The organism is Mangrovibacter sp. MFB070, from assembly GCF_000705335.1.
Classification (GTDB): Bacteria; Pseudomonadota; Gammaproteobacteria; order Enterobacterales; family Enterobacteriaceae; genus Mangrovibacter; species Mangrovibacter plantisponsor.
Genome location: NZ_JJMI01000034.1, coordinates 31,991 through 44,594, shown reverse-complemented (window position 1 = coordinate 44,594; position 12,604 = coordinate 31,991). Strand labels below are relative to the sequence as shown.

The following is a 12,604-nucleotide window of genomic DNA, read 5'->3' as shown; positions in this document are numbered from 1 at the left end:
TTGTTTGCCTAAAAATGCACCTGAGTAGCGTTGGCCTGGAGCGGGGAAACGGGTAGAGTAGCGTTTTTTTACAGGAGTGGGCGATGAACGACTGGCAGATCATTGAAGAACTTGCAGATATTAAAGCCGATTTACCGCGTTTTGAGCAGGCTCTGGCGCAACTGGCGGGCCAACTGGGCCTGGATCTGGGCAAGCGGGAGGCAGACCATATTTCGCTGCGCTGCCACCAGAACACGACAGCTGAGCGCTGGAAAACGGGATTCCTGCGTTGTGGAGAATTACTTTCAGAAAAGCTGATTAATGGGCGGCCTGTATGCCTGTTCCGGTTGAAACAGCCTGTGGAAGCCGCGGGCTGGTCCTTCACATTGATTGAATTGCCCTGGCCCGGTGCGAAGCGTTACCCCCACGAGGGCTGGGAACATATTGAAATTGTGCTTCCTGGCGACCCGGCAACGTTAAACGCCCGTGCGGTGGCGTTGCTGTCTGATGCCGGGCTGGCAAAACCTGGCATCAGCATTAAAACCAGCTCCCCGGCAGGGGATGGAGAGCGCTTACCTAACCCCACGCTCGCTGTCACTGATGGCACGGTGACTATTAAATTCCACCCATGGCCACTGGATGCCATTATTAACAGTGAACAGGATGCGGGCACTCAATAATTCGCATTTACCCTACAGCGCATTAACCGCGCGCTGGATACGCAGGATAGCTTCGTTGAGCGTTTCCTGGGTGCAGCCAAAATTAATGCGCACAAAACTGCTGTTACCAAAATCGCGCCCTGGTGAAAAACCTAACCCGGCGTCCAGGAAGAATTTCGCCGGGTTATCAACAGGCAGCCCTGAACAGTCTACCCAGGCAAGGTAGGTGCCTTCAGGAGGGATGACTGATAAACCGGGCAGGGCGTTTATGGCTGCACATAGCGTATCGCGGTTGTTACGCAACACCTGCAATTGTGCGTCCAGCCATGGCCCGCCTTCTCGCAATGCTGCCTCTGCGGCCGTAATCGCCAGTATATCCACTTCAGGGACAATACCTGCCCGCGTGGCAACAAAACGCTGGCGCAATACTGGGTTGGCGATAATTGCAAAGGAAGCACCCAGCCCGGCGATGTTCCAGGTTTTGGACGGTGCCATCAGGGTGACTGTACGCTGTGCTGCGTCGTCACTCAGGCTGGCGAAGGGAATATGGCGCGTGCCTTCATCCAACAACAAGTCACAATGGATTTCATCAGAGCAGACTATCAGGTTATTGCGTTGCGCAAAGGCCAGTTGTTCTAACAACTCATCACGGCGATACACCGTCCCGCCAGGGTTTTGTGGGTTACATAACATCAGTAACCGCTCGTTACCCAACAACTGAGGTTCGACTTCCTCAAGATTCATCACCCACCGTTCATCCTGCAGATACAACGGTGCATTTAGCTGGGTGTGCCCCGCCAGGCGTGCCGCTTTACGAAATGGTGGATAGATGGGTTCCGGTGCGAGCGTTCCCTGGTCCGGGCCGCAATAAGCGCGCACGGCAAGATTTAACCCGGTTGCCACACCAGGAATAAAGACCAGCCACTCCGGCTCAATATGCCAGTCGTAACGGTTAGCCAGCCAGTTAACTACGGCCTCAGCCAGGCCATCCGGATGTTTACCGTATCCAAACACACCTTGTGCAACACGGGCCTGCAGCGCCTCAATTACGCAAGGCGGGGAGCGAAAATCGGTATCCGCTACCCACATTGGCAGTACGGAGGGCGGCCAGTGATTCCATTTAATGCTGTCGCTGTGATAGCGGTCGGTATGCTCATCGAAATTGAATGTCATGATTGCCCTGCTTGAAAAGATAAATCAGACTAATGACGAAACGGACACCTACCAGGTTAAGTGTAAAAAGGAGAATGTCAATGGCGTTGCTGGAGATCTGTTGTTATAGCCTGGATTGCGCCCTGGTTGCGCAGCAGTCCGGCGCTGACCGAATTGAGTTATGTTCGGCACCTGCCGAAGGCGGCCTGACCCCGTCAGCGGGCCTGTTACAGGCGGTTCGCCGTATGGTTACGCTGCCCGTTCACCCAATTGTTCGCCCACGTGGTGGCGACTTTTGTTACGACGAACACTCCTTTGAAATCATGCTGGATGATATTTCCCGAATGCGCGATACCGGGTTCCCGGGCATTGTAACTGGTGTGCTGGGGGAAGATGGTGAGGTGGATTTGCCGAGAATGTCGCGAGTGATGGCAGCAGCAGGGAATATGGCAGTGACTTTTCACCGCGCCTTCGATGTATGCCGCTCCCCCCGGGAAGCGCTGTGCCAGTTAGCTGATTTGGGTGTTGCCCGGGTACTGACATCCGGGCAGGCAGCCAGTGCAGAGAAAGGAATTGCATTGTTGAGGGAACTTATTGGGATTGCCGGAACTCCAATTATTATGGCAGGAGCGGGGGTGCGCCCGTCCAACATCCGGTTGTTGGTTGAAAACGGTATTCAGGAACTTCACAGCTCGGCCGGAGAATATGTGCCATCGGTTATGCGTTACCAGCATCAGGGTGTATCCATGTCAGCAGACCCGGATGCAGATGAGTTTCGCCGTTACCGGGTAAGTGCCTCTGCGGTAGCAGAGATGAAAGCGATTCTGTCCGGTCACACGGAAAACTGATTTTTGCCGCACATCATGTCGCCCAATATGATGTTTGCATGTACCAGGCCCCGATCTTTTGTCGGGGCTTTTTTTATGCCTGAATTTCTGTTAACGCGATAAATAACCAAAAATTATAGATACGCCTGCATTCAGCGGGCATTTTTTTATTGCTGGTAATCAGGCTCACTTTCCAGTTCATTGTTATATAAATAATTTTATTTACTGCATAACCATGCGCTGAGGATGAATGCGATTCCACTCACAGATTTATCTGGTTATGGAACAAGAAAGAGAACTCGGTGCCTGTCAGGATCCCGCAATAGCACTGAAAATCAAAGGTTGCAGGGGGTGTTGCGCTAAATGATAAGGTAATGCTATTGTCGATTGCTCGGGAATGGTTGTTTGAAAACTATGCAATCGTCTGTTTTTACAGGGATGCTTCGTTTTACAATTAAGAAACATTAATAAAACAAAAAAATTTATAATTTAAAAATTATTTAAAATTTCATTGCCTGGTGTTAACGTATCAGCATAGGTGATGATACGTGAAACGTTTAACCTCTATAAAACCCTGCGCATCATCACTCTCGATGGCATACCGAATCTCTGAAAACGCTTTCAATTGCGATAATAAAGTTATAAGGCTATGAAGTTATGAAAAAAATCGCTGCCGGGCAATATGAGCCGGGGACAGGGAACAACGGATTGGCTTCCTCTGCCACTGCAACAAAAATGCAGGAAATAGATGTTTTGCTTATTGGTGGCGGCATTATGAGCGCCACGCTGGGCACCTATTTGCAGGAGCTTGAGCCAGACTGGTCTATCACCATGGTAGAACGCCTGGATAATGTGGCTCAGGAAAGCTCCAATGGCTGGAATAATGCCGGTACAGGGCACTCCGCGCTAATGGAACTGAACTACACGCCGGTTGATAAAAACGGCGCAATCAGCACCAAAAAAGCTGTTGACATCAACGAAGCGTTTCAGATTTCACGCCAGTTCTGGGCCTGGCAGGTTCGGCAGGGTGTGTTGCAAAACCCGCGTTCCTTTATTCGCAGTGTCCCTCACGTCAGTTTTGTTTGGGGGCAGGATAACGTTAATTTCCTGCGGGCCCGTTATGCAGCACTGAAGGACCGCGTTCTGTTTCGTGGAATGTCTTATTCAGAAAATCACGAACAAATTAAAACCTGGGCACCGCTGGTCATGGAAGGGCGCGATGCTGCTCAGCCAGTTGCCGCAACCTGTACGGAAGGTGGCACTGATGTCAACTTCGGCGAAATTACCCGCCAACTGGTTGCTTCACTGAAGAAAAAAGCCAATTTCCATTTACGCCTGGGAACTGAAGTACGGGATTTACACCGTAACCCTGATAATAGCTGGACGGTGACCCTGCTTGATAAAGCCAGCAAAACATCGCACCGGGTAAAAGCAAAAGCTGTGTTCATTGGCGCTGGTGGCGCGGCACTCAAACTGCTGCAAAAATCGGGTATTCCTGAAGCGAAAGCATATGCGGGCTTCCCGGTAGGCGGGCAATTTTTAGTGTGCGACAAGCCTGAAGTGGTCAACAAACACCTGGCGAAGGTCTATGGGAAAGCCTCTGTTGGTGCTCCACCTATGTCTGTTCCGCATATTGATACCCGTGTACTGGATGGTAAACGGGTTCTGTTGTTCGGCCCATTCGCCACTTTCTCCACGCGTTTCCTGAAAAATGGCTCGCTGTGGGATTTGCCGTCATCAACCCGGCCATCCAACCTGATGCCGATGGTGCATGTTGGGCTTGATAATTTCAGTCTTGTGAAATACCTGGTCGGGCAGGTAGTGCAGTCTGATAAAGATCGCCTGGCAGCGTTACGTGAATATTACCCACAAGCACAGAAAGAAGACTGGCGCTTGTGGCAGGCAGGCCAGCGTGTTCAGGTTATTGAGCGGGACACGAAAAAAGGCGGTGTATTACGGCTGGGAACGGAAGTGGTGAGCGACAAACAGGGTACGGTTGCGGCTTTATTGGGCGCTTCTCCTGGCGCTTCAACTTCTGCACCTATTATGCTTGATGTAATGCGTAGCTTGTTTGCCGACAAAATGCTGAGTGCAGACTGGCAGGTAAAACTGAAAGCCATGTTGCCTTCTCTTGGCCACCAACTGGATGAAGACAGTGCGATGGCGGAGCACATTCTGGATTACACCAGTGATGTGCTGGAGCTGGTGCATAACACCACCCCGGTTAACCAGGCAGCTCCATCGCCAGAAGGTGAACTGGTAGAAGATGAACTGGTGGCGGATATCGCTATCTGACTGACCGCCTTGCAATAAAAAAGAAAACGCGCTTCGGAGTAACCACCGGGCGCGTTTTTTTATGGACGGATAAAATCGCTGCTGGATGTCAGGGTTTACGGGCAATTAGTACCGCACGTAATGGTGCCGGGTAACCCTCGCAGGTCAGATGCGGGTTTTGCGGGTCGAGAAAGTCAGCCAAAGATTCGGTTTCCATCCAGGCTGTCCGGCGTTGTTCATCTACCGTGGTGTAGTTATGGTCAACAATACGTACATCGACAAAACCGCATTTTTCAAGCCAGTTTTTCAGCGCCAGAGCAGACGGAATAAAGTACACATTGCGCATCTGTGCATAACGCGCACCTGGTACCAGAACATCCTGCTCATCACCTTCAATTACCAGCGTTTCCAGCACCAGTTCCCCGCCACTGACCAACTGGTTCTTCAACTGCCACAGATGGTCGAGCGGCGAGCGGCGGTGGTACAGCACGCCCATTGAGAACACAGTGTCGAACGCTTCGAGCGCCGGTAACTGTTCGATTCCCAGCGGGAGCAAATGCGCGCGCTGGTCATTGCCCAGTAATTTACGTACCGCTTCAAACTGGCAGAGAAATAGCTGAGTGGGGTCAATCCCCACTGCGAGTTTTGCGCCAGCGCCCACCATGCGCCACATGTGGTAACCGCTGCCACAGCCGACATCAAGCACCAGCCGGTCTGCCAGTGGTGAAATATGCGGAGCGACACGGTCCCATTTCCAGTCAGAGCGCCACTCAGTATCGATATGGACACCATAAAAATCATAAGGGCCCTTGCGCCACGGCATGAGTTGCTGGAGCAGGCGGGTTAACCCGGTAATTTGCCCTTCACTGAGTGGGGTTGCGCTGCGTGTACTTACGCTGTTGACTAAATCAACATGGTCAGGCGTGCGCTCTGGCAGAAAAGAAACGGCATTTTGCCAGTGTTTGAGCTGGCCATGTTGCCCTTCGCGCTGCCATTGTGCTATTTGCGCGGGTAAAGTCTCCAGCCAGTGTGCCAGTGGGCCGGTTGCAATCTGGCTGTAAAATTGCCCAAAGTCAGTCACGCTGATTCTCCTGATTTAATGGCAACCAGAGAACCAAAGTTAAAACACTGGAACCAGAGTTCGCAATGCGTGAACCCGGCGGCCTGTAACCTTGCTTTATGGGTATCGACGGAGTCAGTCAGCATCACGTTTTCCAGCATGCTGCGTTTCTGGCTGATTTCCAGTTCGCTGTAGCCATTGGCGCGTTTAAAATCCAGGTGCATATCAAACAACAGTTCACCCATTTGCTGATCCGGAAAGCTGAACTTTTCCGATAACACCAGCGCGCCACCCGGGTTCAGGCCCTGGTAAATTTTGCTGAGCAGTGCCAGTCGGTCATCCGGTGCGAGAAACTGCAAGGTGAAATTAAGGATCACCAGTGAAGCATTCTCAATTGGCACATCACGAATATCGGCTTCTAATACATCAACAGGCGTGGCTGCACGGAACGCGTCCAGATGACGGCGGCAACGTTCAACCATTGGCGCTGAGTTATCGACAGCAATAATCCGGCAATCTTCATGCGTGATATTACGCCGCGCCGAAAGTGTGGCTGCGCCCAGCGAGCAACCTAAGTCGTAAACCTGGCTTGCTGGCGTAACGAAGCGCCCGGCCAGCATGCCTATCATAGAGATAATGTTGGAGTAGCCCGGTACCGAGCGTTGGATCATATCCGGGAAAACTTCAGCAACCCGTTCATCAAAGGTCCAGTCGCCAAGGCTGGCGATAGGCGCAGAGAACAGCATGTCGCGGTTAGACATAACGAGGAATCCGAGAATTACAAAGTGCCGTATTGTGCGTTAACGGAACGAGAAAACCAACTCCCATGGCATAAACCACAGATTACCGAGCACCATTAACACTAAAGAGAGCCAGGTACAGGCCATGCCAGCTCTGCGCCAGGGGAAAAGCCGGTGCCGGTAGCCGTAGTAATGCATGATTCGCCCAATAAGCAAAATGCTGCCGCATGCATGCACCATCCAGTAGGCAGCGCCATTCATTTCGAAAAAGAGCAACAAGATAAGCCCGACGGGAATGTACTCTACTGCATTGCCATGTACGCGAATGGCGCTTTGCAGTTCAGAAAACCCCCCGTCACCATAGGCAACATGGTACTGCACGCGAATTCTGACTACATCAACAGACAACTTAAGCAACAATAACGCGCCAAGAACTGCATACAGTGCGCTGACCATAAAAACTCCATTTTTTTGCCCAACCTTACGTGAGCTGAAACAATAATAGCCTGAACGTGCTGGTCTGTCGCCAGGCTATCAAAACAAGGTGGACTGTTCCGGTTGCGCGGGTGGTGGTGTGAAACCGGGCGCCAGGCGCTGGAGTTCGGGTAATAACGTCGTCACAATTTGGTGAACTTCACCAATATCCGGGGTGTGCAAAAACAAGAATGGGTTATGGTCTGCAGACCAGCCAGACAGGCAGTTAATCCAGTTATTGAACAAACCAGCGCTTTGCGGCATATCATCACTGGCGATGAACCGCACAACAGGCATGGTTCCGGTTAGCACCGCATGAACCGGAAGCCGTGGTTTTTTGCGCTGCGCTTCCACCATAGCAGGGGTTGAGGCTGTGGCTGAATGCACTGGTCTGCTGTCGAGAATTACCCGGTTTACGCCCCGGGCATGCAGCCCCTGGTTTAATGCCCGTTCCGCATCGCCTTTTTCGAAAAACGCCGGGTGGCGTACTTCAACGCCCCAGTTGAACCCCTGCGGTAAGGCGCCAAGAAACGCCCATAAGGCAGGTAAATCCCGGGGAGAAAAAGCCGCCGGGAGTTGCAGCCAGTATTGAGCGACACGCTCTGCCAGTGGCTCCATTCGTTGCAAAAATTCCTGCGTCAAACTTGCGCAATCGCGTAGTGCCGCCTGGTGGCTGATAGTGGCCGGGAATTTGAAACAAAAGCGGAAGTCATCGTGGCTCATTGCCCGCCAGCGCATAACGGTTTCTGCAGAAGGAACAGCATACAGCGTGGTGTTGCCTTCTACACAGTTGAAATAACGCGCATACTCTTCCAGTGATGTAATACCCCATTGCCGCCACTTAGGGTGTGACCACTGGGGTAAACCAATATACAACATAACTGTTTAGCACCTGCTCAGCCTTGCAATGGGGCGTATGAATTTACGCAGGGTAACCGGTTGTGGCAAAAGTTACAAAGAATGGCACCTTACGTGTTAATGCCGTTACCCGGCTAGTTATTTTTGTTAAATTTAGCCCACAGATGCAAGCCCGCGCACAGCAATCAATCAGCCAGGGTGCGATGGGCTTATCGGCAGGCGGAATTTCCAGTATAATAGCCGCCTTTTTTCATCCAGTTGTGGCTATCAGCCAACGCTGCGGGGCGTTTTTCTCTAACTGAAAAGCAGTACCGGCGCAGCGAAGTTAAGGGATATCTCATGCGTACAGATTATTGTGGGCAGCTCAATCTGTCCCATGTTGGGCAGCAGGTAACACTGTGTGGTTGGGTTAATCGCCGTCGCGATCTCGGTAGTCTTATTTTTATTGATATGCGCGACCGTGAAGGCATCGTGCAGGTTTTCTTCGACCCGGATCGCCAGCAGGCCTTTGGTGCTGCGGCTGAACTGCGTAATGAGTTCTGCATTCAGGTTACGGGTGTTGTTCGCGCGCGTGATGAAAAGAACGTAAACCGTGATATGGCAACTGGCGAAGTGGAAGTATTTGCCACTGACCTCAATATCATCAACCGCTCAGAACCACTTCCGCTGGACTCCAATCAGGTCAATACTGAAGAAGCGCGTCTGAAATACCGCTATCTGGACTTACGCCGTCCGGAAATGGCACAACGCCTGAAAACGCGTGCCAAAATCACCAGTTTTGTGCGCCGGTTTATGGATGAGCACGGGTTTTTGGATATCGAAACGCCAATGCTGACCAAAGCTACCCCGGAAGGTGCGCGTGACTACCTGGTTCCCAGCCGCGTTCATAAAGGGAAGTTTTACGCGTTGCCGCAATCTCCCCAGTTGTTCAAACAGCTGCTGATGATGTCTGGCTTCGATCGCTACTATCAAATTGTTAAATGCTTCCGCGACGAAGACCTGCGTGCTGACCGCCAGCCTGAGTTTACCCAAATTGATGTGGAAACCTCCTTCCTGTCCGCAGAGCAAGTGCGCGAAACTATGGAAGCGATGATCCGTAAGTTATGGCTGGAAATCAAAGGTGTTGACCTGGGTGATTTCCCGGTCATGACATTTGCTGAGGCAGACCGGCGCTACGGCTCTGATAAGCCAGACCTGCGTAATCCAATGGAACTGGTTGATGTTGCGGACCTGGTAAAATCTGTTGAATTTAAAGTGTTCGCAGGCCCGGCCAATGACGCCAAAGGCCGTGTTGCGGCATTGCGTGTTCCAGGCGGCGCACATCTGACCCGTAAACAAATTGATGAATACGGTAAATTTGTTGAGATCTACGGTGCCAAAGGCCTGGCGTATATCAAAGTTAACCAGCGTGATGCCGGTCCTGAAGGCATTAATAGCCCGGTGGCTAAATTCTTAACGGCAGAAATTATTGAAGCCATCCTTACCCGCACTGGGGCGCAGGACGGTGACATGATTTTCTTCGGTGCTGATAAAGCCCGTACCGTTTCTGACGCCATGGGTGCGCTGCGCCTTAAAGTAGGTAAAGACCTGCAAATCACCGACGACAAAGCCTGGGCCCCGCTATGGGTTATCGACTTCCCCATGTTTGAAGAGGATGGCGAAGGTGGTCTGGCTGCCATGCACCATCCGTTTACCTCTCCGCGTGATATGTCTCCGGCTGAACTGAAAACCGCACCAGAAACCGCGATTGCCAATGCTTACGATATGGTTATCAACGGCTATGAAGTGGGTGGTGGTTCAGTGCGTATTCATAATGGCGAAATGCAGCAAACCGTATTTGGCATTTTGGGTATCAATGAGCATGAACAGCGCGAAAAATTTGGCTTCCTGCTGGATGCACTGAAATATGGTACGCCTCCTCATGCTGGCCTGGCATTTGGCCTTGATCGCCTGACCATGTTGCTGACCGGGACGGAAAATATTCGTGATGTTATCGCGTTCCCGAAAACGACAGCCGCAGCATGCCTGATGACTGAGGCACCCAGCTTCGCTAACCCGGCCGCCCTGGAAGAGTTAAGCCTGCAAGTGGTGAAAAAGAACGCTCAGGAGAATAAGTAACATGGCATTTAAACGGCCTGTCTCTGTTCTGGTGGTGATCTATGCCCAGGACACTGGCCGGGTGTTAATGTTACAACGGCGTGATGACCCCACATTCTGGCAGTCTGTGACAGGCAGCCTGGAAGAGGGGGAAAGCGCCGTGGATGCCGCACTTCGCGAAGTAAAGGAAGAGGTCGCCATTGATGTTGCCAGTGAGCAACTGGCCTTGATCGACTGCCAGCGGCGTGTGGAGTTTGAAATATTTACACATTTACGTCATCGCTATGCCCCGGGCATTGTGCGCAATGTAGAGTCATGGTTCTGCCTGGCTCTGCCCCAAGAACGGTCTGTTGTGATTTCAGAACATCTTGACTGGAAATGGGTGAGCGCGGCAGATGCAGCGGTACTCACTAAGTCCTGGAGTAACCGGCAGGCGATTGAAGAGTTTGTAATCGATGCCGCCTGAATAAGGCGTTTTTGGAGAAAGTTATGGCAGGTCATAGTAAATGGGCCAACACGAAGCACCGCAAAGCGGCACAGGATGCCAAACGCGGTAAAATTTTTACCAAAATTATTCGCGAGCTGGTTACGGCTGCCCGTTTGGGTGGCGGCGATCCGGGGTCTAACCCGCGTTTGCGTGCTGCTGTTGATAAAGCGCTGGCAAACAACATGACGCGCGACACCTTAAACCGCGCGATTCAGCGTGGCGTGGGTGGCGATGACGACGCAAACATGGAAACCATCATTTATGAAGGTTACGGCCCTGGCGGTACAGCCGTTATGGTTGAATGCCTGAGTGACAACCGTAACCGTACGGTTGCCGAAGTGCGTCATGCTTTCACTAAAACCGGTGGTAACCTGGGTACTGATGGTTCGGTTGCTTACCTGTTCAGCAAAAAAGGGGTTATCTCTTTTGAAGCAGGTGACGAAGACACCATTATGGAAGCAGCGTTAGAAGCAGGTGCGGAAGATGTTGTCGCATACGATGATGGTGCTGTCGATGTTTACACTGCCTGGGAAGAAATGGGCGCTGTGCGTGATGCACTGGAAGCGGCAGGCCTGAAAGCCGATGCTGCTGAAGTTGCAATGATCCCGTCGACCAAAGCGGATATGGATGAAGACACAGCACCGAAATTGCTGCGCCTTATCGATATGCTGGAAGACTGCGATGACGTGCAGGAAGTCTACCACAACGGTGAGATCTCTGACGAAGTCGCGGCGACCCTTTGATTATTGCACCAGCACGCCATATGCCGGAGGCGGGTGATGTCCATTATTCTGGGTATTGATCCTGGCTCCCGCATTACTGGCTATGGCGTAATACGCCAGACGGGGCGGCAACTGAGTTACCTGGGTAGCGGATGCATCCGCACTCAGGTGGCAGACCTCCCGTCACGGCTGAAACTGATTTACGCTGGCGTCAGCGAAATTATCACCCAGTTTGCCCCGGATTATTTCGCCATTGAGCAAGTCTTTATGGCAAAAAACGCCGACTCAGCTTTAAAACTGGGGCAGGCACGCGGGGTGGCAATTGTTGCTGCTGTTAACCATGACTTACCGGTGTTTGAATATGCGGCAAGGCAGGTTAAACAAACGGTAACAGGGATTGGTAGTGCCGAGAAAGCGCAGGTTCAGCACATGGTGCGCAGGTTACTCAACCTGCCTTCTAACCCGCAGGCGGATGCCGCGGATGCCCTGGCGATTGCCATTACGCATTGCCATATCAGCCAGAATGCGATTCAGGCTGGTTCAGCGAGGCTAAATTTGGCGCGAGGCAGGTTGCGGTAAATCAGGCTGGATATTTATCCAGCCTTTTTTATATTATAGGTACCGTTAATTCCGTCCAATAAAGATCAGGAGCAAAGTGTGATAGGCCGACTCAGAGGGATTGTGCTGGAAAAGCAACCGCCTCAGGTATTGCTGGAGACAGGTGGCGTGGGTTACGAAATCCACATGCCAATGACCTGCTTCTATGAGCTGCCTGAAGTAGGTAAAGAAGCGGTGGTGTTTACGCACTTTGTGGTACGAGAAGATGCGCAACTACTGTTTGGGTTTAATAATAAACAGGAACGCACACTGTTTCGTGAGCTAATCAAAGTAAATGGTGTTGGGCCGAAACTGGCGCTGGCTATTTTATCAGGGATGTCGGCACAGCAGTTTGTGAATGCTGTTGAACGGGAAGAACCCGCTTCGTTAGTGAAGCTTCCCGGTATCGGTAAAAAAACAGCAGAACGCCTGGTGGTTGAAATGAAAGACCGCTTTAAAGGCATGCACGGTGACCTGTTTACCCCTGCGGCTGATTTGGTCTTGAGTGCGCCTGCGAGTGCCTCGGCCGATGACGCTGAAGCTGAAGCCGTAGCCGCACTGGTGGCTTTGGGTTATAAACCTCAGGAAGCAAGCCGTATGGTTTCGAAAGTGGCAACATCTGGCGCGAACAGTGAAACACTGATTCGTGAAGCGTTGCGCGCAGTGCTGTGAGGTAAA

The 12,604-nt window shown here is 51.8% G+C and carries 14 protein-coding genes; 9 read left to right on the top strand and 5 right to left on the bottom strand.

Annotation, left to right across the window (positions count from 1 at the left end; genetic code table 11):
• Positions 1-83 precede the first annotated feature (83 nt).
• Positions 84-659 (top strand): VOC family protein, encoded by a 576-nt coding sequence (locus tag DT73_RS16525; RefSeq protein ID WP_036111779.1) that lies wholly within the window; start codon positions 84-86, stop codon positions 657-659.
• Positions 660-671: 12 nt separating this feature from the next.
• On the opposite strand, the gene DT73_RS16520 is transcribed toward DT73_RS16525, so the two are convergent.
• A complete protein-coding gene (locus DT73_RS16520) occupies positions 672-1,811 on the bottom strand; it encodes a MalY/PatB family protein (protein WP_036111777.1) in 1,140 nt (379 codons plus the stop codon).
• 80 nt (positions 1,812-1,891) lie between these two features.
• Between DT73_RS16520 and cutC the strand changes: the two genes are divergently transcribed.
• Together cutC and mqo are read left to right on the top strand one after the other, a co-directional pair.
• On the top strand, positions 1,892-2,638 hold the full coding sequence (cutC, locus tag DT73_RS16515) for a copper homeostasis protein CutC (protein WP_036111774.1): 747 nt from the start codon (positions 1,892-1,894) through the stop codon (positions 2,636-2,638).
• Positions 2,639-3,274: 636 nt separating this feature from the next.
• Entirely contained in the window at positions 3,275-4,912 is a 1,638-nt protein-coding gene (mqo, locus tag DT73_RS16510) for a malate dehydrogenase (quinone) (protein WP_036111771.1), read from the top strand.
• A gap of 88 nt (positions 4,913-5,000) precedes the next feature.
• Here the strand turns inward: mqo and cmoB are convergent, their stop codons facing one another.
• From cmoB to DT73_RS16490, 4 genes are all read right to left on the bottom strand, one after another.
• Positions 5,001-5,972 carry a tRNA 5-methoxyuridine(34)/uridine 5-oxyacetic acid(34) synthase CmoB gene (gene cmoB / locus DT73_RS16505; protein WP_036111767.1) on the bottom strand — a complete coding sequence of 324 codons (972 nt, stop codon included), beginning with the start codon at positions 5,970-5,972 and terminating at the stop codon, positions 5,001-5,003.
• Complete coding sequence (cmoA, locus tag DT73_RS16500; RefSeq protein ID WP_036111764.1) at positions 5,969-6,712, bottom strand: carboxy-S-adenosyl-L-methionine synthase CmoA; 744 nt, start codon at positions 6,710-6,712, stop codon at positions 5,969-5,971. Before cmoA ends, cmoB begins: the two co-directional genes overlap by 4 nt.
• Positions 6,713-6,751: 39 nt before the next feature.
• Positions 6,752-7,147, bottom strand: coding sequence for an MAPEG family protein (locus DT73_RS16495; RefSeq protein WP_036111761.1), 396 nt, complete (start codon positions 7,145-7,147; stop codon positions 6,752-6,754).
• Positions 7,148-7,225: 78 nt separating this feature from the next.
• Positions 7,226-8,044, bottom strand: a complete 819-nt coding sequence (locus tag DT73_RS16490; protein WP_036111760.1) for a DUF72 domain-containing protein — start codon at positions 8,042-8,044, stop codon at positions 7,226-7,228.
• 62 nt (positions 8,045-8,106) lie between these two features.
• Between DT73_RS16490 and DT73_RS16485 the strand changes: the two genes are divergently transcribed.
• From DT73_RS16485 to ruvA, 6 genes are all read left to right on the top strand, one after another.
• The gene (locus DT73_RS16485) at positions 8,107-8,325 is read left to right on the top strand and encodes a hypothetical protein (RefSeq protein WP_036111757.1); all 219 of its coding nucleotides are present in this window, start codon (positions 8,107-8,109) and stop codon (positions 8,323-8,325) included.
• Between the two features lie 37 nt (positions 8,326-8,362).
• Entirely contained in the window at positions 8,363-10,141 is a 1,779-nt protein-coding gene (aspS, locus tag DT73_RS16480; RefSeq protein ID WP_036111753.1) for an aspartate--tRNA ligase, read from the top strand.
• 1 nt (position 10,142) lies between these two features.
• Positions 10,143-10,586 (top strand): dihydroneopterin triphosphate diphosphatase, encoded by a 444-nt coding sequence (gene nudB, locus DT73_RS16475; RefSeq protein ID WP_036111751.1) that lies wholly within the window; start codon positions 10,143-10,145, stop codon positions 10,584-10,586.
• 23 nt (positions 10,587-10,609) lie between these two features.
• Positions 10,610-11,350, top strand: coding sequence for a YebC/PmpR family DNA-binding transcriptional regulator (locus DT73_RS16470; protein WP_036111749.1), 741 nt, complete (start codon positions 10,610-10,612; stop codon positions 11,348-11,350).
• A 36-nt stretch (positions 11,351-11,386) separates the two neighbouring features.
• Complete coding sequence (gene ruvC, locus DT73_RS16465; RefSeq protein ID WP_036111746.1) at positions 11,387-11,908, top strand: crossover junction endodeoxyribonuclease RuvC; 522 nt, start codon at positions 11,387-11,389, stop codon at positions 11,906-11,908.
• 78 nt (positions 11,909-11,986) lie between these two features.
• Complete coding sequence (gene ruvA, locus DT73_RS16460) at positions 11,987-12,598, top strand: Holliday junction branch migration protein RuvA (protein ID WP_036111744.1); 612 nt, start codon at positions 11,987-11,989, stop codon at positions 12,596-12,598.
• Positions 12,599-12,604: the final 6 nt, after the last annotated feature.

Bases quoted from the DNA above. Each gene is read 5' to 3' on its own strand.
- DT73_RS16525 (WP_036111779.1), top strand. From the start codon at position 84: ATGAACGACTGGCAGATCATTGAAGAACTTGCAGATATTAAAGCCGAT.
- DT73_RS16520 (WP_036111777.1), bottom strand. From the start codon at position 1,811: ATGACATTCAATTTCGATGAGCATACCGACCGCTATCACAGCGACAGC.
- cutC (WP_036111774.1), top strand. From the start codon at position 1,892: ATGGCGTTGCTGGAGATCTGTTGTTATAGCCTGGATTGCGCCCTGGTT.
- mqo (WP_036111771.1), top strand. From the start codon at position 3,275: ATGAAAAAAATCGCTGCCGGGCAATATGAGCCGGGGACAGGGAACAAC.
- cmoA (WP_036111764.1), bottom strand. From the start codon at position 6,712: ATGTCTAACCGCGACATGCTGTTCTCTGCGCCTATCGCCAGCCTTGGC.
- DT73_RS16495 (WP_036111761.1), bottom strand. From the start codon at position 7,147: ATGGTCAGCGCACTGTATGCAGTTCTTGGCGCGTTATTGTTGCTTAAG.
- DT73_RS16490 (WP_036111760.1), bottom strand. From the start codon at position 8,044: ATGTTGTATATTGGTTTACCCCAGTGGTCACACCCTAAGTGGCGGCAA.
- aspS (WP_036111753.1), top strand. From the start codon at position 8,363: ATGCGTACAGATTATTGTGGGCAGCTCAATCTGTCCCATGTTGGGCAG.
- nudB (WP_036111751.1), top strand. From the start codon at position 10,143: ATGGCATTTAAACGGCCTGTCTCTGTTCTGGTGGTGATCTATGCCCAG.
- DT73_RS16470 (WP_036111749.1), top strand. From the start codon at position 10,610: ATGGCAGGTCATAGTAAATGGGCCAACACGAAGCACCGCAAAGCGGCA.
- ruvC (WP_036111746.1), top strand. From the start codon at position 11,387: ATGTCCATTATTCTGGGTATTGATCCTGGCTCCCGCATTACTGGCTAT.